Source organism: Flagellimonas marina (assembly GCF_042651185.1).
Classification (GTDB): Bacteria; Bacteroidota; Bacteroidia; order Flavobacteriales; family Flavobacteriaceae; genus Flagellimonas; species Flagellimonas marina.
In genome coordinates, this window is record NZ_JBHSCL010000009.1 from 64,657 (window position 1) to 86,763 (window position 22,107).

Annotated in this window: 19 protein-coding genes; 17 read left to right on the forward strand and 2 right to left on the reverse strand. The window is 41.1% G+C overall.

Going from position 1 to position 22,107, the window contains the following annotated elements; genetic code table 11:
- The first annotated feature begins 59 nt into the window (after nt 1-59).
- On the forward strand, nt 60-2,219 hold the full coding sequence (locus ACFOWS_RS14130; protein WP_379765774.1) for an outer membrane protein assembly factor BamB family protein: 2,160 nt from the start codon (nt 60-62) through the stop codon (nt 2,217-2,219).
- A 37-nt stretch (nt 2,220-2,256) separates the two neighbouring features.
- On the opposite strand, the gene ACFOWS_RS14135 is transcribed toward ACFOWS_RS14130, so the two are convergent.
- Complete coding sequence (locus ACFOWS_RS14135) at nt 2,257-3,399, reverse strand: SGNH/GDSL hydrolase family protein (protein WP_379765777.1); 1,143 nt, start codon at nt 3,397-3,399, stop codon at nt 2,257-2,259.
- 193 nt (nt 3,400-3,592) lie between these two features.
- On the opposite strand from ACFOWS_RS14135, the gene ACFOWS_RS14140 reads away from it, so the two are divergent.
- Genes ACFOWS_RS14140 through ACFOWS_RS14185 form a run of 10 tightly spaced genes read left to right on the forward strand, consistent with a single transcriptional unit; the run spans nt 3,593 to nt 14,694 of the window.
- Entirely contained in the window at nt 3,593-4,753 is a 1,161-nt protein-coding gene (locus ACFOWS_RS14140) for an SIS domain-containing protein (protein ID WP_379765780.1), read from the forward strand.
- Nucleotides 4,754-4,766: 13 nt separating this feature from the next.
- Nucleotides 4,767-5,708: a 1-phosphofructokinase family hexose kinase gene (locus tag ACFOWS_RS14145; protein WP_379765783.1), complete on the forward strand. Its 942-nt coding sequence runs from the start codon at nt 4,767-4,769 to the stop codon at nt 5,706-5,708.
- Nucleotides 5,683-6,642: a carbohydrate kinase family protein gene (locus ACFOWS_RS14150; RefSeq protein ID WP_379765786.1), complete on the forward strand. Its 960-nt coding sequence runs from the start codon at nt 5,683-5,685 to the stop codon at nt 6,640-6,642. The genes ACFOWS_RS14145 and ACFOWS_RS14150 overlap by 26 nt, the downstream gene beginning before the upstream one ends.
- 2 nt (nt 6,643-6,644) lie before the next feature.
- Nucleotides 6,645-7,469 (forward strand): class II fructose-bisphosphate aldolase, encoded by an 825-nt coding sequence (locus tag ACFOWS_RS14155; RefSeq protein WP_379765789.1) that lies wholly within the window; start codon nt 6,645-6,647, stop codon nt 7,467-7,469.
- Nucleotides 7,470-7,506: 37 nt separating this feature from the next.
- On the forward strand, nt 7,507-8,478 hold the full coding sequence (locus tag ACFOWS_RS14160) for an amidohydrolase family protein (protein ID WP_379765792.1): 972 nt from the start codon (nt 7,507-7,509) through the stop codon (nt 8,476-8,478).
- Nucleotides 8,475-9,194, forward strand: a complete 720-nt coding sequence (locus tag ACFOWS_RS14165; RefSeq protein WP_379765795.1) for a carbohydrate-binding family 9-like protein — start codon at nt 8,475-8,477, stop codon at nt 9,192-9,194. The genes ACFOWS_RS14160 and ACFOWS_RS14165 overlap by 4 nt, the downstream gene beginning before the upstream one ends.
- A gap of 20 nt (nt 9,195-9,214) precedes the next feature.
- Nucleotides 9,215-10,363: a M20 family metallopeptidase gene (locus ACFOWS_RS14170; RefSeq protein WP_379765798.1), complete on the forward strand. Its 1,149-nt coding sequence runs from the start codon at nt 9,215-9,217 to the stop codon at nt 10,361-10,363.
- Entirely contained in the window at nt 10,360-11,397 is a 1,038-nt protein-coding gene (locus ACFOWS_RS14175; RefSeq protein WP_379765801.1) for an NAD-dependent epimerase/dehydratase family protein, read from the forward strand. The genes ACFOWS_RS14170 and ACFOWS_RS14175 overlap by 4 nt, the downstream gene beginning before the upstream one ends.
- Before the next feature lie 13 nt (nt 11,398-11,410).
- Nucleotides 11,411-12,466, forward strand: a complete 1,056-nt coding sequence (locus ACFOWS_RS14180; RefSeq protein ID WP_379765804.1) for a dihydrodipicolinate synthase family protein — start codon at nt 11,411-11,413, stop codon at nt 12,464-12,466.
- The gene (locus ACFOWS_RS14185; RefSeq protein ID WP_449267393.1) at nt 12,454-14,694 is read left to right on the forward strand and encodes an outer membrane protein assembly factor BamB family protein; all 2,241 of its coding nucleotides are present in this window, start codon (nt 12,454-12,456) and stop codon (nt 14,692-14,694) included. Before ACFOWS_RS14180 ends, ACFOWS_RS14185 begins: the two co-directional genes overlap by 13 nt.
- Nucleotides 14,695-15,231: 537 nt before the next feature.
- On the opposite strand, the gene ACFOWS_RS14190 is transcribed toward ACFOWS_RS14185, so the two are convergent.
- On the reverse strand, nt 15,232-17,580 hold the full coding sequence (locus ACFOWS_RS14190; protein WP_379765810.1) for a family 78 glycoside hydrolase catalytic domain: 2,349 nt from the start codon (nt 17,578-17,580) through the stop codon (nt 15,232-15,234).
- A 687-nt stretch (nt 17,581-18,267) separates the two neighbouring features.
- Between ACFOWS_RS14190 and ACFOWS_RS14195 the strand changes: the two genes are divergently transcribed.
- From ACFOWS_RS14195 to ACFOWS_RS14220, 6 genes are read left to right on the forward strand one after another with little or no spacing between them, the layout of a single operon-like run.
- On the forward strand, nt 18,268-18,711 hold the full coding sequence (locus tag ACFOWS_RS14195; RefSeq protein ID WP_366586817.1) for a GNAT family N-acetyltransferase: 444 nt from the start codon (nt 18,268-18,270) through the stop codon (nt 18,709-18,711).
- Nucleotides 18,712-18,719: 8 nt separating this feature from the next.
- Complete coding sequence (gene rpsU, locus ACFOWS_RS14200) at nt 18,720-18,917, forward strand: 30S ribosomal protein S21 (RefSeq protein ID WP_366586815.1); 198 nt, start codon at nt 18,720-18,722, stop codon at nt 18,915-18,917.
- A 23-nt stretch (nt 18,918-18,940) separates the two neighbouring features.
- Nucleotides 18,941-19,132, forward strand: a complete 192-nt coding sequence (locus ACFOWS_RS14205; protein ID WP_036382046.1) for a hypothetical protein — start codon at nt 18,941-18,943, stop codon at nt 19,130-19,132.
- A 29-nt stretch (nt 19,133-19,161) separates the two neighbouring features.
- Nucleotides 19,162-19,968 carry a pyrroline-5-carboxylate reductase gene (gene proC / locus ACFOWS_RS14210; RefSeq protein ID WP_379765813.1) on the forward strand — a complete coding sequence of 269 codons (807 nt, stop codon included), beginning with the start codon at nt 19,162-19,164 and terminating at the stop codon, nt 19,966-19,968.
- Nucleotides 19,969-19,971: 3 nt separating this feature from the next.
- Nucleotides 19,972-20,742 (forward strand): glutamate 5-kinase, encoded by a 771-nt coding sequence (gene proB / locus ACFOWS_RS14215; protein ID WP_366586810.1) that lies wholly within the window; start codon nt 19,972-19,974, stop codon nt 20,740-20,742.
- A 13-nt stretch (nt 20,743-20,755) separates the two neighbouring features.
- A complete protein-coding gene (locus ACFOWS_RS14220) occupies nt 20,756-21,955 on the forward strand; it encodes a glutamate-5-semialdehyde dehydrogenase (protein ID WP_379765817.1) in 1,200 nt (399 codons plus the stop codon).
- The last annotated feature ends 152 nt before the right edge of the window (nt 21,956-22,107 follow it).

Below are 22,107 nucleotides of genomic sequence, written 5' to 3' on the forward strand. Positions count from 1 at the left end.
TAGTTTTTCAATCTTTTAAATAAATGGGAGCCAAGCACTTTTTTTTCCATTGCCTTCTTTTGAGCCTTGCACTAATCTCATGCAATCGCTCTAAAAATATAACCGAAACAGCAAATCATTCTTGGGAGGCCTACAGAGGAGGCTATGAAAACAATGCCTACTCCACCCTAAAAGAAATCAATACTGAGAATGTTGAAAAACTGGATGTCGCTTGGGTCTATCGTACTGGGGATAACCAAACAAGCTCTTCCATTCAGTGCAATCCCTTGATCATTGACGGAATCTTATATGCTACCACGGCGACCCTTAAAGTTGTTGCCCTAAATGCCGCGACAGGAGAAGAAGTCTGGAAATATGACCCTGCATCCAATGGAAAGGAAGTAAAAACAGGCATAGGCGGAACCAACAGAGGGCTCACATACTGGGAAGATGGAGAGGACAAGAGACTGTTTTATTGTGTAATGAATGAGATCCAGTCCATCGATTTAAAAACCGGCAAATTAGCCCCAAATTTTGGAAACATGGGAGTAGTTGACCTAATGGATCATCTTGATCGGGACATTGACAAGGAAACAGCCTTTATAAGGAACACTTCTCCAGGTGTCATCTACAAAGACGTAATTATTATGGGATCCAGTCTCCATGAGAGCCCTGGTTCCTTGCCTGGACATATCCGTGCCTACGACGTTAGGAATGGTGAATTGAAATGGATATTCCACACTATACCCCATCCCGGAGAGTTTGGATACGACACTTGGCCAAAAGACTATTATAAAATCGGCGGGGGAGCCAATGCCTGGAGCGGATTTAGCCTGGACACGGAAAGAGGTATAGTCTATGCCCCCTTGGGATCCCCAACTCACGACTTTTATGGAATAGACCGCAAAGGGAAAGGTCTATTTGCCAATTCTTTGGTTGCCTTGGATGCTTCAACCGGACAATACAAGTGGCACTTTCAAGTATCGCATCACGATCTTTGGGACTATGACATTCCAACTCCCCCCAATTTAATTACCGTCAATCACAATGGAAAAAAAATAGATGCTGTTGCACAACTCACCAAGCAAGGATTAGTATTCTTGCTCGACAGAGAAACCGGTAAACCGTTGTTTGAAGTCAAAGAATTACCTGTTCCCCAAACGAATATGATAGGGGAATCAACCTGGCCCACACAACCATTTCCCGTGAAACCCCAACCTTTCTCCAGACAAAGCTTTGATGAAAGTTTAATCACAGATATTTCTGAAGAATCCCATGAATATGTTAAAGAGCAAATCAAGGGGTACTCCTTGGGAAGCATTTATACACCCCCATCCGAATCAGGTATTGTACAACTTCCTGGATTTAGGGGAGGTGCCGAGTGGAGCGGTGGGGCATACGATCAGGAAACCGGCATAATGTACATTGGAGTGAACGATATTCCCAACCTGGTACAACTGGTGGAGGATACCCCATATAATGAAGAAATAAACGAATTCGATGATTTTGCGGCTATGGGCCAAAATATTTATACCAACAATTGTGCTACTTGCCATGGAACCGACCGCAAAGGAAATTCTGTTTTTCCATCATTGACGAACATAAAGGATAGAATTACAATAAAAAAAACCAGAGACCTTCTAAAAAATGGAAGGGGCATGATGCCCTCCTTTAAACATATTTCAGAAAACAACAGACGCGCTGTTTTAGCCTATTTATATGGACTGAACAATAAGGGAGTTCGTGATTTATTGCCAATTTCAGAAGGTAAAACTGCTAAAAGAACATCAGCTTCCCATGATACCTTAAGAAGATTTAAGTTAAAGGCCTATCAGCAATTACGAGATCAAGAAGGGTATCCGGGAATAAAGCCCCCATGGGGAAAACTATGTGCAGTAGACCTAAACTCAGGTGAAATTAAATGGGAAGTCCCCTTGGGAGAATACGAAGAGCTTACCAAAAAAGGGATACCCCCAACAGGAACCCAATTATTTGGCGGAGGGGTTGTAACTGCAGGGGGGTTGATATTTATTGGCGCCTCAAGGGATGAAAAGTTTAGGGCATTGGATAAAAAAACCGGCGAAATTTTATGGGAGTTCCAATTACCTGTAGGTGGCTATGCAACTCCTTCAACATATTCTGTTGATGGTGAACAATATGTGGTCATTGCAGCTGGAGGTGGCGGCCTTCAGGGGACAAAATCAGGTGATTACTATTTTGCATTCAAGCTAAAAGATTAATTAATCAACCAAAATCCATGAACACTTTGTTAGGAGTTTAGGCTTTTTTTTCTTGAATTTCCCTAATCTTAGCATACAAAGCCTCTCCTATCCTGTAAAAGCCCAAATCGGTAGGGTGCCCTCCATCAACCGTACATTCGAAAAAATCATCTCCGAGTACCTGTGTACCGTCTAAAAAGTAAATATTGTCATCTCCCAACTTTTTTCGCTCATGTACCAAATCACGCTGAAAATCACGGAGATCGATTTGATGTCGGTATCCTTCACCTGTGGCTGATCTATACCTTCGGGTTTTGGACATTATTAAAATTGGGGTAAATGGGTGTTTACTTCTTAAAATATCAACAAATGGCCCTAGACTCTCCTTTATGGAATCAAGCGCATTTCCTTCGTAGTCCAAAATAATAAAGCTAACATCTGGGATTTCATTGATTAAATACGCCAATTCCGGTTCACCCATACCATTTCCTGAGAAACCCAAGTTCACAAATTGGGCATCCAACTTACGACTCAAAATATTGGAATATACCATTCCAGGTCTAGACACACAGCCTCCTTGGGTTATAGAAGTGCCATAAGTCACAATTTTACCTTTAAAACTAAAAGGCATAGGCTCTTTGATATCTGCTCCTTCCTCAATTCCTAGATGAACCGATTTCACCCCATTGTACAGGGGGAAATTAATGGTGTAGCTTCGCATTTCATTCATATTGGTATTTAAAAGTTCTGTCTGGTATATGCTGTCCCTTGCGCCAAAACGTGCTGTTTTAAGATATACTTGGCCATTTTCTGTACGCACATATAAATCAAAACCACTTTGCCCTGTCGGCGGCATATGGTACATCCCAGAAGGCTCGTCCAATTCCACCTTTAACTGTATTCTTTTACTATTGGTTTGAAATTTCATTTGCCCTCCGGCTGTATGATCAGCCAATCGACTTACCGCTCCCCGTATTGGCCATTTGGGGTTTAAGGGAAGTCTTCTGTACACACTATCTTGTCCAAACCATTCAAAACCAACAATTTTCACAGGTTCATGCTTTGGGTCGAGCCAAACAATTCCGTTGGAATCGACCTGTTTTAATGCCATATTTGAATCCAGCTTCTGCGCTGTTGGGGTTTGGGCCGAAACCCCAAGGGACATCCCTAGGGATAAAACAATGATCCACGTACTTTTCATCTATTCATTTTTTTAAATTGACACTAAATATATTCATTTAATCTTTTGGATATTATGAAATAAAAGTAAATAAAAGGATAAATAATTTTTTTTTATAATTTTTCCTTTATAAAAATACAAAAAAAGTTATCTTTGATTACTAATTACTTTACATTTAGTAATTAAGCAATGATTAATTAGTTTAGTTTTAAGCATGGATAAAGGAACACTCAGCCTCATAGATAAAAACGACAGCAACACCTTCAAGGAAATCAATGCACAACCAAGATTGTGGCATAAAACTTATTCCATAATAAAATCCAGCAGAACAGAACTGGTCAAGTTTTTAGAAGGAGCGCTTGCTCATGAAGATTTAAAAATAATATTGACCGGAGCCGGCACCTCGGCCTATATCGGTGAAGTGTTGAACAAAAGCTTTCAACGAAAAGTGAACAGGGTCACTGAAGCTATTGCCACGACCGATTTAATCTCGCACTGCTCAGATTTTTTAAATCCGAACCAACCCACTATGCTGGTGTCCTTTGCGAGATCTGGAGACAGTCCTGAAAGTCTCGCTGCGGTTGAACTAGCCGAAAATTATTGTAATAATGTATATCATCTTATCATAACATGTAATCCGCAAGGAAAGCTAGTCAAAGATACCGACCTAAAACAGTCCTATGCCTTGATGATGCCAAAAGAAGCTAATGATAAAGGGCTGGCCATGACAAGTTCCTTTACAACCATGCTATTGACTGGAGTGTTGGTATCCGATTTGGGGAATTTGGACCAAAATAAAAAGCACATAGACCGTTTAGTTGAATATGGAGAGAAAATTCTTACTGATTATGGCAAAAGAATGTATAATGTGGCTCAATTAGACTTTGATCGCGCTGTTTTTTTAGGGTCTGGAGCACTAAAAGGCATTGCCAGAGAGTCACAGCTAAAAGTGCAGGAACTTACAGACGGCCAAGTTGTCTGTAAATATGATTCTTTTTTAGGGCTAAGGCATGGACCAAAGGTTGTGATTAAAAGCTCAACGTTGGTGGTATATATTTTTTCAGATGATGAATTTGTGAACAAATATGAATACGATTTAGTAAAATCCATCAATTCGCAAGAAGAGAAATTATACGAAATTGGGATTGCCCAACGCCTAAAATGCAAAAATGAAATCGATATGGATCTTTCCATAGAAGTTGCATCAGATACAGAAAAAATTCCCGAAGAATATTTTGCCGTATGTGCTGTACTTCCCAGCCAACTATTGGGAATGTATAAATCATTAAACCTAGGGTTAACCCCAGATTCCCCATCCATAAACAACACTATCAACAGAGTAGTGGAAGGCGTAAATATTTACAAACAAGAATAGCTGATTGTCCAAAATGATATTGTGTGTCTGTCCCAATCCCTCAATTGATAAATTGGTATTTATCCGTACTTTCAAAAGAGGGGCCACAAATAGAGTATTTAAAGAAAAATCATACCCGGGCGGCAAGGGCGTGCATGTTGCCATGGGCATTAAGGAAATGGGAGAAGAAGTGGCCTTATTGGCTTTTTGGGGAGGTGCAAGCGGAAAATGGATCAGAGAGCAGTGCGAGGAAAAAGGCATCGCCTGTTATGGCCCAACTTTGGATGAATGGACAAGAACATGCCTGACCATAAAAACTTATGATGAGTTTGATGAAACAGAAATTTTGGGGGCAGGGCCAAGAATTGACAAAACGTCTTATAAAAGCTTTGTGGATGATTATGAAAAGTTACTCAAAAGCACATCCCTTGTCTGCATGAGCGGTTCATGGCCCATGAACGATGATAATTTCAATTTTTCTAACTTGATATCCATTGCGGAAGACCATGGAAAAAAATCAATCATAGACTGCTCCGGAATTTCTTTGACCAATGCATTGGTCAAAAATCCTTTTGGGATACACATTAATCATAATGAGGGCTATGAAATTTACAATACCCACGACCCTTTTGCGCTGTTTTCAAAACTTGGGGAACATAGTGAACTGATCGCAGTGACCCTTGGAGCAAAAGGTCTGTATTTATCAGACGGTGAAAAAATTGTGCATGCCTTGAGTAAAGTGGATACGGTAATAAGCACAGTAGGCTGTGGAGACAGTTTAATGGCCGGCCTTGCAGTAGCCCATGTAAAAGGGTATAATCTGGAAGACACCGCCAAACTGGCCGCTTCATGTGGGGCAGCAAACTGTGTGAGGGAAGATTTAGGAATGTTTTATAAAAAGGACGTTGAATTGCTGGAAAACAAATGTGCAGTCCGTCTCTTGGATAAAAATGAACAAGTTGAAAAAAAAGTTTGATGTTATAGTCGTAGGAGAGCTTAATGTTGATTTAATTCTAAATCAAATCGTGGGCTATCCTGAAATTGGAAAGGAAGTTCTTGCCGATCATATGACGTTGGCACTCGGGAGTTCCTCCGCAATTTGTGCGAGCAACCTAAGCTCCTTAGGCCTGAACGTAGGATTTATAGGCAAGTTGGGGAAGGACCTATTTGGAAAATTCATCATTCAAGAACTACAGAAAAAAGGTGTGGACACATCCTTGATCATTACTGACGCAAACCTTATAACAGGTGCAACCATCGCCCTTAACTATAATGAGGAGAGGGCTATGGTAACACATCAAGGAGCAATGACCCATCTGGGCATTGATGATATAAAAAAGGAAGACCTGAGGTTGGCCCAGCATCTGCACTTTTCCTCATACTTTTTTCAACCCGGATTCCACAACGAGCTGCACAATTTGTTCAAAACGGCCCAAAATGAAGGTCTTTCCACCTCTTTGGATGTACAATGGGATCCCTCGGACCAATGGGACCTCGATCTGGAAAAAGTCCTGCCGGCACTGGATGTATTCATTCCAAATGAAGCAGAACTGCTAAAACTGACGAAACAGGAAAATTTGACGGAGGCGATAGATGTTATCAAAGAAAAATGCAACCAATTGGTCGTCAAATGTGGTAATAGAGGTTCTGTACTCTGCTACGATGGCAAAAAAGTTGAAAAAAATGCATTCACCAATAAAAATGTTGTTGATAGTATCGGCGCCGGAGATAGTTTCAACGCAGGCTACATTTCAAAATATGTAAAAGGAAAAAGTCCCGAAGAATGCCAAGAATTTGGAAACCTTATCGGAGCCATTTCCACAACAGATTCTGGAGGAACTGCCGCTTTTAAAGACTTGGACAGCATTATGAAGATAGCCAAGGAAAAATTTAACTATACCCAACACTAAAAATGAAGCTACAAGATAAGTTTATTGAACTTAGGAAGAAACGCCAAGGTATTTTGGCCACCAATTTTTACAATTACGAAACACTGGAAGGGGTATTGTGTGCTGCAAAAGAAGCCAATCACCCTATTATTCTTCAATTGACCAAAAGTTCAATTGACTATATGGGATTAAAAGTTGCCTTTAATTTGGCAAAATCCATGTTGGACAAACATGGTGTTGAAGGATGGGTACATTTGGATCATGGAAGCTCCTATGAATTGGCCGCCCAATGTCTTGATGCCGGATTCGATTCCGTTATGATCGATGCCAGTGAACAACCGTTCAAAGACAACATTGCGATCACAAGCAAAGTGGTAAAATTGGCTGAAAGCTACGGTGCCAACGTGGAGGCAGAACTGGGCTACATTGCCAAGTTGGGCCAAGCCAAGGATAATAGTGGATTCACACAACCCGAAGAAGCCAAGCAATTTGCAGAAGCCACAGGAGTAAATGCCCTTGCTGTAGCCATTGGAACAGCCCATGGTTTTTATGATAAGGAGCCTAAATTGGATTTGAAGAGGCTATCGGAAATATCGGCAGCTACAGATGTGACCTTGGTACTGCACGGAGGCTCTGGCGTACCAGATGAAAGTCTGAGACAAGCCATAGATAGGGGAATATGTAAAATAAATTTGGCCACAGAAATCAAAAATATCTTCATGCAGACCTTGAAGGCCAAATTGTTGACCAATGAGGAAATCGACTTAAGAAAAGTATTTCCAACAGCAACGGAACAGGTTACTAAGCTTGTAAAGAATAAGTTAGACATAGTCCGCAATGAAAAATAAATTGAGGTTTTCTGATCTAGAAAAAATTGATGCACACATGCATTACAATACTTATGACGCCAGTCTTTTGGAGCAGGCGGAATTGGACAATTTCTCACTGATCAGCATTAACACAGACGCTCCTTTTTTTGATCCCATTGAAGATCAAGAAAAAAAAGTGCTGAACCTCAATTCAAACAGAGCAATTCACATTACCACCTTTACCATGACAGATTGGGGCAGACCCAATTGGCTGGATACGGCTATCGACCAAATAAAAAGTGGGATAAAAAATGGGGCTATCGCCGTTAAGTTTTGGAAGAACATCGGAATGGATAGTAGAGACGGGAATGGCAACTTTATCATGTTCGATCATCCCTGTTTTGAACCAATATTTGACTTCTTGATCGAGAACAACATCCCCATACTAGCCCATTTGGGTGAACCTAAGAATTGTTGGCTTCCCTTGGATGAAATGACCATGAACTCAGACCAGGAATACTTTAGAAGCCATCCAGAATACCATATGGCCAACTTGCCTGATTACCCTTCCTATGAACAACAACTGGCAGCAAGGGATAACGTGCTTAGAAAACACCGTGACCTAAGATTTATAGGTGCACATTTCTCCAGTATGGAATGGAGCATAGAAAAAATTGGCGCTTGGTTGGATGAATTTCCCAATACAGCCGTGGATATGGCAGAAAGGATTTGCCATATACAGTTTCAAGCCAAGGACAATTGGAGTGGCGTAAGGGATTTTTTAATGAAATATCAGGATCGTATACTGTATGGAACGGACATTATCTATGATAAAACCAACGATCCATCTGAAATTAAAAATAGGGCACATTGGATTTGGTTCCAGGATTGGAAGTTTTTTACAACAAACAACACCATGGAAGCACCTCAATTTAAGGGCCAATTTAAAGGGATCGAACTACCTGATAAGGTAATCAAAAAAATATACAGGGAAAATGCCCTCACATGGTATCCTTCCCTTCAAAAACACCCTATTGCAAACGTATGAAAACCTTGCTTTTGCTCTTAGGTTGTATTTCTGCCACCTATGGTTTCCAACCAAAGGACTCAACAGATATGGATCAGATTAAAGCATATAAAACTTCAGATTTTGAACCCACTGGTGATGGAAAATCCAGTAATTGGAACAAAGCCAAATGGGTAACCATAGCACAACGTTCACATATGGATACGCCCCTGCAAACCAAGGTCAAGGTGCTATATTCAGAGACCGGAATCTACTTTTTATTTCATTGTGAAGACCCAAAACTCAACGCATCCATAACTGAAGATGGGGCGCACCTGTGGTTGGAAGACGTGGTGGAAGTTTTTATATGGCCCGATACCACCAAAGAGATTTACTTTGAATATGAATTGTCGCCATTAAACCATGAACTCCCACTAATGGTCATGAATTTTGACGGCAAACCCCATAGATGGCAAGCATGGTATCATGAGGATGACAGGAATATTGTCCATGGGACTTCGGTTCAGGGAGGGGAAAAAGAAAGCAATGCCAATATTGAAAGCTGGATGGGGGAATTTTTTATTCCGTACGCTTTGCTATCTCCCATGATTCAAGCTCCGCCAAATTCCGGAACCCAATGGAGAACAAACTTTAATCGCATGGACTATCTCGATGAAAAGGAAATCTACTGGTCCTGGCAAGATTTACCGGGAAGCTTTCATGAAATACGCAGATTTGGAACTCTATTATTTAAATAACAACCTTAGCATATTGTTCTGTGACTGAACAGAAACCACATTTACTGGATGTAATTTCCCTGACAAAAGAACTCATACGGTTCAATACCATAAACCCGCCTGGCGATGAGGAAGAAATTGCCCGGTACGTCGGGGTAATTCTTGAAGGCCATGGATTCGCAGTCGATTACCCCAAGTATGACGAGGGCAGACTACATGTCATTGCCACAAAAGGACTTTCCAACAGCATCCCTCCCATTGTGTTGACCGGGCATTTTGATGTTGTACCATTTGGCGACAAAACATGGAACTATAACCCCTTGGAAGCCGTGATTGAAAATGGTAAACTGTTCGGTCGCGGTTCAACTGACATGAAAGCAGCCGTTGCGGCCATGATTATCGCTGCGGTGGAAAGTTTTGAAGACCAAGCTCCGCCCGGAGGGGTAAAACTTATTCTTACCGCCAATGAAGAGTTGGGCTGCTTGGGAGCCAAATCCCTTTGTGATGATGGCTATGACATTGGTGCAGCCAGTGCCATAATTGTGGGCGAGCCCACCTCCAACCTTCCCTATATAGCCCATAAAGGCGGTTTGTACCTTACTGCAAAAACCTTTGGGGTCACTGCCCATTCCTCCATGCCAGAACTAGGGGACAATGCCATTTACAAAGCCGCTAGGGCCATTGCCAAAATTGAGAAACTCAAGTTTGATGCAGAAAAAGACCCAAACCTCGGTTATCCAACCATCAATGTTGGAAAAATTGAAGGCGGCCTGAATCTGAACTCTGTGCCAGATAAGGCTGAATTTACCATCGATGTGAGATCTACATCAAAATACAAAAACAAACAGGCCCTTCAAAAGTTAGAGGAAATCCTTGGAGAGGAAGTAATGATTGAAAAAATGGTGGATCTATGTGCGGTCTCTACAGACGAAGACGATTCATTCATTCAAGAGGTCTATGCAATTTGCAAGTTTGACCCAACGCAGAAAAATGCCAAAAAAGCGGCTCCGTTTTTAACCGATGCTTCAGTTCTTACCCCCTGGATTAACGCTCCTACTGTAATTTTAGGACCAGGAGAACCAAAAATGGCGCATCAAACTGATGAATTCTGTTATGTGGACAAAATACATGAAGCCGTTGATTTGTATAAGAAAATTATTATTCAAAATAGTAAACTAAAAAGTCTATGAAAAATTATCCGAAATACTTTTCCAACGAGGAAGAATTGGAGGAAGCCCTTTCTAGGCCAACACCCAAACTGGTTAAAATGATGAAGGAGTTAGATGGAGACTTTATGTTGCTCGGTGTAGCGGGTAAAATGGGAGTCTCCATGGCAAGAATGGCAAAACGTGCCTGTGATGAGGCAGGAGTGAGCAAAAAAATCATTGGGGTTTCAAGGTTCAGTTCGCCTGAACAGCAGTCGTTCTTGGAAGAAAGTGGCATAGAGACCATTAAGGGAGATTTGTTAGATCTTGATTTCATCAAAAGCCTACCCGATGTCAAAAATATCATCTATTTGGCCGGGATGAAATTTGGCACCGATGGCAACGAAAGCTACACCTGGGCCATGAATTCGTATCTGCCCGGACTGGTGGTTGATCGGTTTAAAAACTCCAGAATTGTCGCATTCTCCACAGGTTGTGTTTATCCTTTGGCAAAAATCAATTCCGGTGGTTGTAAAGAATCAGACGCTACAGGACCCATTGGAGAATATGCAGAATCCTGTTTGGGCAGGGAGCGCCTGTTTGAGTATGGAAGTTTAAAAAATGGCACCGAGGTGATTCTCATCCGTCTAAATTATGCCGTTGAAATGCGATATGGTGTTTTGGTCGACATCGCCAACAAGGTAAAAGACGGGGAAACAATTGATCTCACCATGGGATATGCCAATGTTATCTGGCAGGGTGATGCCAACGATATGATTCTTCGGAGTATTCAACTCTGTTCGTCTCCAGCCAATCATCTCAATGTTAGTGGTGCAGAGACCGTTCCAGTAGCTGGGGTTGCAAAGAAGTTGGGTGAAATAATGGGCAAAGCTGTCAAACTTACCGGAAAAGAGGCAGACTCCGCCCTACTGGTCAACACCTCAAAATCCCATAAAATATTAGGAAAACCAAGTGTCCCGCTCGACCAAGTAATAGAATGGACGGGGGATTGGATTGATAAGGGAAATCGCCTATTGGGAAAAGCAACCCATTTTGAAGTTAGAGATGGCAAATACTGATAATACATAAGAAATGGACAACACATTATCAAATGATCTTAAGGAATATCTGCACAGCGGAATGGTCATTCCTGCCAACCCAACCGCTTTGACCAAAAATCTGGAGTTGGATGAGCGAAGACAGCGTGCGTTATCCAGATACTATTTGGACGCTGGGTCGGGCGGTCTTGCCGTGGGAGTACATACCAGTCAATTTGAAATACGGGAAGCCGGACTATTTAAACCTGTTTTGGAATTGGCAAAGGAAGAAATTGACCATCATTGCCAGAAAACTAACAAATCAATATTTAGAATAGCAGGTGCTTTAGGAAACACAAGTCAAGCTACCCAGGAAGCCAAAATTGCATCCGATTTAGGCTATCATGCGGTATTGCTCAGCTTGGCTGCCCTTAAAAATCAATCCAATGAAGAATTGGTTGCGCATTGCAAAGCGGTTGCAGAAATAATACCTATAGTGGGCTTTTACCTGCAGCCTTCTGTAGGCGGTCGTATCTTGGACACTGATTTTTGGAGAAGTTTTTCCCAAATAGAAAATGTGGTCGCCATTAAAATGGCTCCTTTTGACAGATACCATACCATTGATGTCGTGCGAGGGGTGGCAGAATCTGGAAGAGCTGATGAAATAGCCCTTTACACTGGAAACGATGATAATATCGTAGCGGACCTACTCACCGAATATCATATCCCTGTGGGCGATGAAATCATCAAAAAAAGAATCATAGGTGGTTTGTTGGGCCATTGGGCCGTTTGGAACAAAAAAGCTGTTGAGCTATACGACAAGGTAAAAAATGCTTCTCCCTCAGATTTTCAGGATTTGCTTTCACTAGGAATAAAAGTAACAGACTCCAATGCGGCTTTTTTTGATTCAAGGAACGGTTTCAAGGGATCTATTGCAGGTATCCATGAGGTTTTAATCAGACAGGGTTTGTTGGAATCCAACTATACCATAAACCCTAAGGAGAGATTGAGCCCATACCAAAAGGAAGAGATAGATCGGGTTTATAAACTATATCCGGAACTCAACGATGACAATTTTGTAACTGAAAATCTGGATAAATGGATGCATTAAAATTATATCTATTCCCATGTCGCCAAATTGGAAGAAGCTTAACTTTATTATTTAGCATCCAATTAATCTCATGCACTGATATATCCACTGAATCCAAAGTCATCGAACCTAGTGGATGGGAAAATTATGCCGGCAACAAAGCGGGCATGAGATATTCGGACCAAGAAGAAATCAACCTTTCAAATGTCCACAACCTTAAAGTAGCATGGCGTTACAGCTCTGAGGATAAAGATGCTGACAATAGGTCACAGAATCAATGTAATCCCATCGTAGTTGACGGAATATTATACGGTTCATCCCCAAAATTAAAATTATTGGCTCTCGATGCTTCGACAGGAGAGTCAAAGTGGATATTTGATCCGTCAAATGAAGACACGGAATTTGCCAACGATCCTATGAGTTTTTACAAAGTTAATCGTGGCGTTGTGTATTGGGAAGATAAAGAAGGGAAAAACAAACGTGTTTTTTACAATGTAGGGGCAAAGGTCTACGGCATTGATGTGGGTACGGGAAAACCTATCCGTGAATTTGGCAAGAATGGATATATCGATTTGTCCATAGATTTGGACCGTGATCCAAACGGATATAATCCATTTGTGGCCAACACATCCCCAGGTATCATCTTCCAGAATCTTCTAATTTTAGGATCTAGGGTGGCAGAATCAGCCGATGCTGCTCCAGGCCATATAAGGGCTTTCGATGTTATGACCGGGGAACGGAGGTGGATTTTCCATACCATCCCACATCCTGGTGAAAAAGGATATGAATCCTGGCCAGATAAAGACGCCTATAAAAAACTTGGCGGTGCAAACAGTTGGGCAGGAATGTCCCTAGACGAAAAAAGGGGTATAGTATACGTCCCTCTAGGATCTATTTCCGGTGATTTTTATGGTGGATACCGTAAAGGATCTAACCTATATGCAAATTCACTAGTTGCCCTTGATGCCCTTACGGGTAATTACAAATGGCATTACCAGACCGTCCACCACGACTTATGGGACCGGGATCTTGCTGCCAATCCAAATTTGGTAACTCTCCAAAAGGATGGTAAGGAAATTGAGGCTGTGGCTCAAATCACAAAGCATGGGTTTGTTTTCCTTTTTGACAGAGAAACCGGAGAACCCATATTTCCGATAGAGGAACGTTCAGTCCCTCAGGATGGACTTCCAGGTGAACACCTCTGGCCTACCCAACCAATACCTACTCTTCCCGAACCTTTTGCTCGTCAAAAATTCGAAGAGAGCGATGTCACCAACCTTGATTCAGTCACTCATAAAAAGATGTTGGAAAAATATAGAAAGATTAAATACAAAGAAATGTTCCATCCACCAAGTAAAGATGGTAATTGGATCTTCCCTGGTTTCGATGGTGGTGGTGAATGGGGTGGTGCAGCATTTGATCCGGATTCCAAAATCCTATATGTAAACAGTAGTGAATTGCCTTGGGCAATGGTAATGGTAGATGTTCCTAAAGAAGAGAGTGAAAGTGTCTCTAAGCCGGTTGGCAGGTACGTTTATGATAAATATTGCCTTGCTTGTCATGGTGTTGAACTGGAGGGCAACGGTTCTTCCTATCCCTCACTGGTTGACATCGGAAACAAATATAGCTCCAAAGAACTTACAGGAATAATGGAAAATGGTATCAATATGATGCCCTCCTTTAGCCATTTATCTGACAATGAAAAGAAGGCATTATTAAACTTTCTTCTAAATATGGAAACAAAAACCATAGGTACACAAAAAATTAACAAAGAACCAGCCACTTCACATAATAAGGAAATAAAGAACTGCTTGGAGCAAATTCCATACCAAATGGCAGGATACAATCGGTTTTTGGATGATAACGGCTATCCCGGTATTACCCCTCCATGGGGAACTTTGAATGCCGTGGATTTATCCACGGGTAAATTATTATGGAAGGTTCCGCTGGGAGAATATGCTGAACTGACAGCAAAGGGAGTCCCCATTACGGGAACCGAGAATTACGGAGGTCCCGTGGTTACCAAAGGTGGACTTGTATTTATTGCGGCCACCAAAGATTCAAAGATCAGGGCCTTTGACAAGAATACAGGGAAAGTGGTTTGGGAAGCCCAGTTACCCGCACCTGGTTATGCAACCCCTGCAGTATATACCGTAGCGGGCAAACAATATATAGTTATTGCATGCGGCGGTGGTAAAATAGGTAGTATCTCAGGGGATGAATATGTTGCATTTGCTTTAGAAGAATAATTGAAAGTACTTTCGTTTTTATACACTTCCAACAGAACAGGTGTCAAGTGAAGAATCAAAAAGAATAAAAGAAGATGTTGTTAGGTTCATCAAAAACGATGATGTTTTAAAAATTTAGAGCCCTGAATATTTCTAGGATCTAATAGAGAAAATTAAATTCGAGAATACTTAACGTGTTAGGATATTGGGAAGAATGGTGGAAGTAAAAAGATAAGCTTTAAAGTCCATAAAAAAGATTAAATAATCTTTTTATTGTAATTGATTAAAAAAATACATATTTACAACACAGAATTAGTAATTACACGCTTATTGAAACTAAAGTGCTAAATCAGATTAATATCCATCATTTTTAATGTTAAAAAGGTTAAAATTTGTTAAAAGGTGAGCAATTCGGTGCCTCTTGATTTTGACCCCCTCGAAAGCCCTATAAAATGGGCTATTTTGGTAAAAAGTTCGAGTTCCGTCCAGACCGCAAAAAGCTCCGATTTCTCGGAGCTTTTTTGTTTTAATTATATTCCAAAGGAAAGTACTTTATCACTACATTTTAAGTTCATTTTTACCTGACTTCAAAACATGAATAGTTCCATTCCAAAGGAACTCTCCAGAAGTTCCTTGTGGTAAAACTAGGGTAGCGGATAGATTTTTTCCATCTCTTTGGTAATCCACCGAAATAATTCCAGAGGGATGGGGCATTTCTCCACCAATCCTTTGTATTTCTCCCAATTTTGGGGCAATCCTTATTGTTTTGAAGTTAGGTGAAGTACTTTCAATTCCCAGCAGAATCCTAAAAAATTCAATGTTGGGGCTAGACCCCCACGCATGACAATCTGAACGTGCTGTTTCAACCTGCGAGGTTTCGGCCCAAGTAGTAAGTCCAAGCTCTATGTTCTTTCTCCAAATATCCAACCAATCCAGATATTGATCACCATAACCCGCTTCATTCAATGCCAAGTGCAAATAATATTTGAAATAAATGGATGCCGGAGTCAATGAAGTATCTTCCATAAGCGATTTACCAATTACCCTTTTGGTATCCTCACCAACAATATTTGCCAAAATGGCCAGGGCATTGTTGTGTTGTGAAAACTGGGTCTTGGCAGGGGTATCAGCAAATAGGTTTTTGGACGCATCCCAGTACTTTTCCTTTATCGTTCTGGTGAGATTGTTGGCTATAGTGGTGTAAAGTACTACAAATTCAGGTTTGCCCAATTCTTTTTCAAGGGCAATAGCTGATTGCAAAGCGTGCAACATCTGCAAGTCCATAGCTGCGGAAGAACCATCCTCCGCCATGGGGGCAACTCCAGCATCCCATTTTGGCACCCAATCTGTATAGTTCCAACCGGGTACGTTCTTTAAAGAACCATCCTCATCCAAATAGGAGATAAAGTAATTCATCACCTGACGGGAACCCAAGAGTTTTTCCCTAACAAAATTGGAGTCACTACCATACATCATATAATCATATAACATTCCTATATACCAAAGGGAATAGGTTGGAATCACCTGACTCTGTCTATCTGGGTACCTACTAAGCGTATATCCGTCGGGTTGTCTTGAATAGTCGAGTAGATTAATTGTATTTTTTAGCAAACGGTCATCCCCACTATTGTAGAGCGACACAAAATGTTGAATTCGTGTATCTCCAACGTATTGTAGCCTTTCGTAATACGGACAATCCATATAAGTGTCCACAGCGCAGAGACGGGCGGTTCTCCATCCTATTTCCATAATGTCTGAAAGCTCCTTTCTATCAGACCTCAGGCTTGCTTTCAATTGAAAGGGGTATCCAGTAAATGTGCCGTAAATATCATTAATGACCAAGGGTTCATTTTGTGTCTTCACCTCAACTTGCACATACCTATAGGTTCGGTAGGTAAGTGAGGTGTACTCTTGGTTATCCTCTCCATTGGAAATGATACTATCCTTTCTGCCCCAAATTGTCTTTCCTTCAATTATATCCCTATTCCCTTTGGCCTTCCCACTTTCATACAGTGATTCCGCGTAGGTCAGTGTGATGGCACTGTTTTTCCCGCCGCTAAACACTACAGTTGGATAAGCGTTGGTTAAATATTCTTGGTCCAATAAAATCTGAATGTTGGAATTTGCCTCTATTTTGATGTCCGTTGGGTTTTGGGGAAAGGAAGAAGGAACTGTTATACCTTCTAACCTACGTACAGTTGCAAAACGCTCTTTGGTCAACTCCATTTCCGGCAGAATTGAGGGCACCAATTTCCATCCATCTTGCTGCCTGAACCCATATCCAACTGCCACAGCTTCTTTTGCATTGATGGCCGACTGCCATTGGCTGTCATCAAAAGACAAATCCATCCAATTGCCAACGGACTTATTATTATCCATAAAGTCACCTGCACCAGCGGCATAATATGCCCGCACGTGCTGTTCAATAGGCGTATAGCTTTTATCTTCTATGACTTTCCAACTTTTGTCGGTGTTCACAATTTTTTCCAATTCCCCTTCCCCATGAAGCATTAAAGCTGTTTTAAAGGAAAATTGGGCCACGGCCCGTAAATCGGCCTCGTTCCATACTTTCACGGCAAGTACGTTTTCCCCAGATTTTAAGTGGGGAGCGATATCAACCTTTTGGTAATTCCAGTGCTCTATATCTCCCCAGTTGGGACCTAAAGAAACTAAGGTGCCATTCACAAAAAGTTTATACCGATTGTCCGCCGAAATAAAAATTTCAAATTCGTTTGGTACCTGTTCCAACCTAAAGGATTTACGGAAGAGATAAAGACCGGCTTCCTCGAGGTCTACATTGGGCATGGTAATCCAGTTAGGGCTCCATTTTTCTGTAGGGGTAGCATTCGATTGCCCCAATAAAATCTGCGCGGCACAAAAAAGCAGCAGTATCAGTAAATTTCTCATAGGTTTATGTAAAGTGGAGGTAGTTCTAAATACTTCAAATTTTTAATTTGGTGTTTGATTTTTGTCTTATCAATAGCTATTGGACTTTATAAAAACGGCTGATCATACAATCGTTTTCCAGTCGCCTTGTACATGGCATTGGCCAGCGCAGGGAACACGGGAGGAAATGCCGGTTCGCCCAACCCCGTGGAATCTATTTAGGTCCTCATCTTATTAATTTTGAAATTAAACTTCTATCAACGTAGTTAATTCGTAATTCCTTTAAAATTACGAATTTGGTTTAACACAAAGTGCCTAACATATTGTGTTGTTTTGTGTAGATATGCCAAAAGTTTGCCCTGAGCTATTCAATACTACAAAGTGTAAAGATTTTTAAGAAATAGGGTCAACCAAACGTTATAAAAAATATAAAACCCAGCAAAATTGGGATATACGGCTAGCATGCCTTATCTTTGCACCGATGAAAATCAAGCTCCACGAGAGAAAAAACTGTAGGATTCTAAGCTTTACCTATCTGGTATTTCGTAACCAACCGGATAAATTCATTCCACCTACTCTATAATTCCAACCTTTGACCAAGGTTTCTCTTGCAATGCGCAATCTTGAAAAGCAGCTCTTTTCGGGATATGGCAAAAAGCCCTATTTGTAACCAAAAACAATACTATCATTTTATCGCAAAACATAAGCATGGTAATTAAGACCTACGATGCCTATACCCGACTTTCAACCATGGAAGCCGCACGCTTCACCAATTTTCTTTTTGAACATCAAGAAGGAAAACGGGCCACTAAGAAGGCCATACGTAAAGCCATTCAGTATTCCACTAAGGAAATACCCGGTTTAGGCGGATATGTATTCTCCATGGAGGACAAGGACAACATTCTTGCATTGGCGGTGGTAAACAAGACCGGTATGGGTGATTATATTCCAGAGAACTTTATGGTATTCTTTGTGGTGCACCGGGAGTTTAGGAATCAAGGTATCGAAGAAAAACTTCTGGATTACACGCTACAGTATTGCAAAGGAGATGTTGCCATCCATATTACCAGCGAAAACCAATGCCCAAATAAGAAGTTTTTTGAAGAATATGGGTTTAGCGAAACCCACACAGAAATGAGATTGAACCGTTAAAACAATATATGCTCAAAATTGAAGTAAAGTCCGGCGAAAGTATAGAAAGAGCTCTAAAACGCTACAAAAGAAAATATAGAAACACAAAGCGTTTGGAGCAAATCCGCGACCGTCAGGAATACACTAAAAAATCAGTAGAACGAAGAAAGACAATTAAAAAAGCACAATACAAAGCAAAATACCTTAACGAAAGGGAAAACGAATAGTCTTAAACACCATTAACAACAAAATGAAACTTTCAAAGATTAAAAGGGAAACCAAGTATGAAAAACGCTACAGTGTTAAAATGGGGGAACTTACTACCCAGGTCACGTACATAAAGCGATACATTTTAGGAATCCCTACACGTACATTGCACAAGTACAGGGAAACCTATTACGGTAAAGTAAAAGATTGCAAAGACTGTAACATATCCATCTAAATTTTATATAAACTTTTTTAATCCAAACAATGAAAGTATTGGTAATTGGTGCAGGTAACATGGGACTTACCTACGCCACAGGTATGTCCAAATCCAAACTGTTGAAAAAACGCAACATTATGGTGCTGGACAAATCAAAGGAGAAATTGGACGAAGTGGGAAAAATAGCCTATTTCGATGCCATGGAACGCTTAGAGGACTGTGTGCCCCAAGCAGATATCATATTTTTGGCCGTTAAGCCCTATCATGCCGAAGACCTCTTCAAACGTATGAAGAATTTGGTGAAACCCGAACAATTGTTCATTTCCATCATGGCCGGGGTGACCATAAAATATATTCAAGAGGCCCTGGGCATTACAAAAGTGGTTAGGGCTATGCCCAACCTTCCGGCACAAGTGGGGCAAGGACTCACCAGCTACGTTTCTGCGGATGAAGTTTCCCGATTGGAACTTTTTATGGTGGAAGGCCTTTTGGATACCACCGGAAAATCGCTCCGCGTTAAAAGTGAAAACTTTATCGATGCTTCCACAGGAATTTCGGGAAGCGGTCCAGCTTATGTTTTCTACTTTATGCAGAGCATGATGGATGCGGCTCTTCAAATGGGCTTTTCCGAAAATGTATCAAAAGTGTTGGTAAGTCAGACCTTTACCGGGGCCGTGGAACTGTTCAACCAGAACAACCTTACCCCAGATTCATGGATGGAGCGTGTAGCTTCTAAAGGTGGCACCACTAGGGCCGCTTTAGATTCCATGCAGGACAATAACGTAAGTGAAATGATAAAGGAAGCTGCCTATGCAGCCTTTAATCGTGCCGTAGAACTCGGCGAAGAATATTAAAACATGTATAAAGAACTCGTGGTCATAAAGGTGGGAACCAATGTTATGACCAACAAAGACAACAGAATTGTAAGACCAGTACTCAAAAAGCTGGTAAAACAAGTTGCGGAGCTGTACGAACGCGATATTATGACCATTTTGGTCTCTTCGGGGTCCGTAATTGCGGGAAAAGAAGTGTTGGGCAAAGCCGATATCAAGGACAAGACCCAAAGAAGACAAGTATATTCTGCCATCGGACAGCCCCGAATGATGCGATTGTACTACAACATTTTTAGGGATTACGGTATGAAATGTGCCCAAGTACTCCCCACAAAGCGGGATTTTAACCCAGGAATGCATCGAGACAATATGATCAATTGTATTGAAGGACTTCTATCTGAAGGTGTGGTGCCCATTGCCAATGAGGATGATGCCGTTTCCGTGGCCATGTCCATGTTTTCTGATAACGATGAGCTCGCCACATTGATCGCGCAATTGATGAATGCCGATAAATTGATCCTCATGACAGATATTGATGGTCTTTACAACGGTCACCCAGAAAAAGAAGAGTCAGAGGTCATTCAAAAAGTAGCGCCTAAAGAGGACTTGGACAAGTACATTGAAGAAGGCAACAAAGCTGAAGGTGAAGGCCGTGGCGGTATGGGCTCAAAATTGAGCTACGCCCAAATGGCTGCTGCAGATAACATTCCGTCGTATATCGTGAACGGGAAAAAAGACAATGTAATTCTAGATATTGTTGAAGGAAAAAAAGTAGGGACCAAGGTCTCACTATAAAAAAATGACAACTATGAAATTATTGAATACAGATATAAAAAATAAGGTATTGGCCGATATGGAGCAGATTCTGGACAAGAATAGGGAGGAGCTCTTAATAGCCAACCAAAAAGATTTAGATGCGTTCAACCGGGACGATCAAGCGCTGTACGACCGTTTGGTGGTCAATCAGAAAAAAGTTGATCAAATGATTCAGGCGGTAAAAGAAGTTCGACTCCAGGAAGACCCTGTTAACCAAGAGATTTCTACGAGAAATTTGGACAATGGGCTCAAGATCATCAACAAAACAGCCCCTTTTGGGACCATTATGATCATTTATGAGTCTCGACCCGATGTTACCGTAGAAGCCGCAGTGTTGGCTTTTAAGGCAAATAACAAAATCCTATTGAAAGGTGGAAAGGAAGCCTATCACAGTAATAAGGTACTGGTTAAATTCTGGCATCAGGCATTGGAAGAGAACCATCTACCAATGGATTTCATCCAGTTTTTGGAAATGGATCGTACCCAGACCCAAGAATTTTTGAAAAATCCTGATCAAGATCTCGATTTAATCGTGCCCCGAGGCGGTGAACGCCTAATCGCCTTTATAAAGGAACATGCCAAATGTGCTGTACTGGTCAGTGGTAGAGGAAACAATTTCCTATATGTTCATAAAGAAGCCGATTGGAAAAAGAGCTTGGAGGTAATTGTAAATGCCAAGACACATAAAATATCCGCCTGTAACGCGTTGGACAAGATTTTGATAGATTCTGGGATTGACGGTTATGAGGATAAATTGAAAGAACTGAAAGAGCTTTTTTCCGAAAAAGGTGTTTCCATTCTGGTGGATGAAAAAGTGAAAACGGTTTTGACCGAAGAGGATATTATTCCCAACGCATCAGTATGGCAAGAAGAATTTTTGGCCATGAAGTGTGTTATTGGTTCAGTAACTGGTTTGGATGAGGCCATTGAAAAAATAAATGCAAACTCAGGTGGCCATTCCGCCTCCATTATGACCCAAAACGATAGCATTGCACAGACATTTATGGAAAATGTGGATTGTGCCGCTGTGTACCAAAACGCTTCAACCCGTTTTACCGATGGCGGACAAATGGGTGTGGGTGCCGAGTTGGCCATCAGTACAGACAAACTGCATCATAGAGGTCCACTTGGACTCAAACAATTGGTCACAAACAAATACTACGTATTTGGTAATGGCCAGGTGAGGGTTTAAATGCACCTTCCTTAAAATGTACAAGGCGTTGAGTACAAACTTCAACGCCTTTTTTTATCCATAAATTAAAATAAGTATAAAAAACGGTGATTTTCTACTGAAATATTGGTCATTTTTTAAGAAAATCTCTAGATTTAGTACTTAAACATATT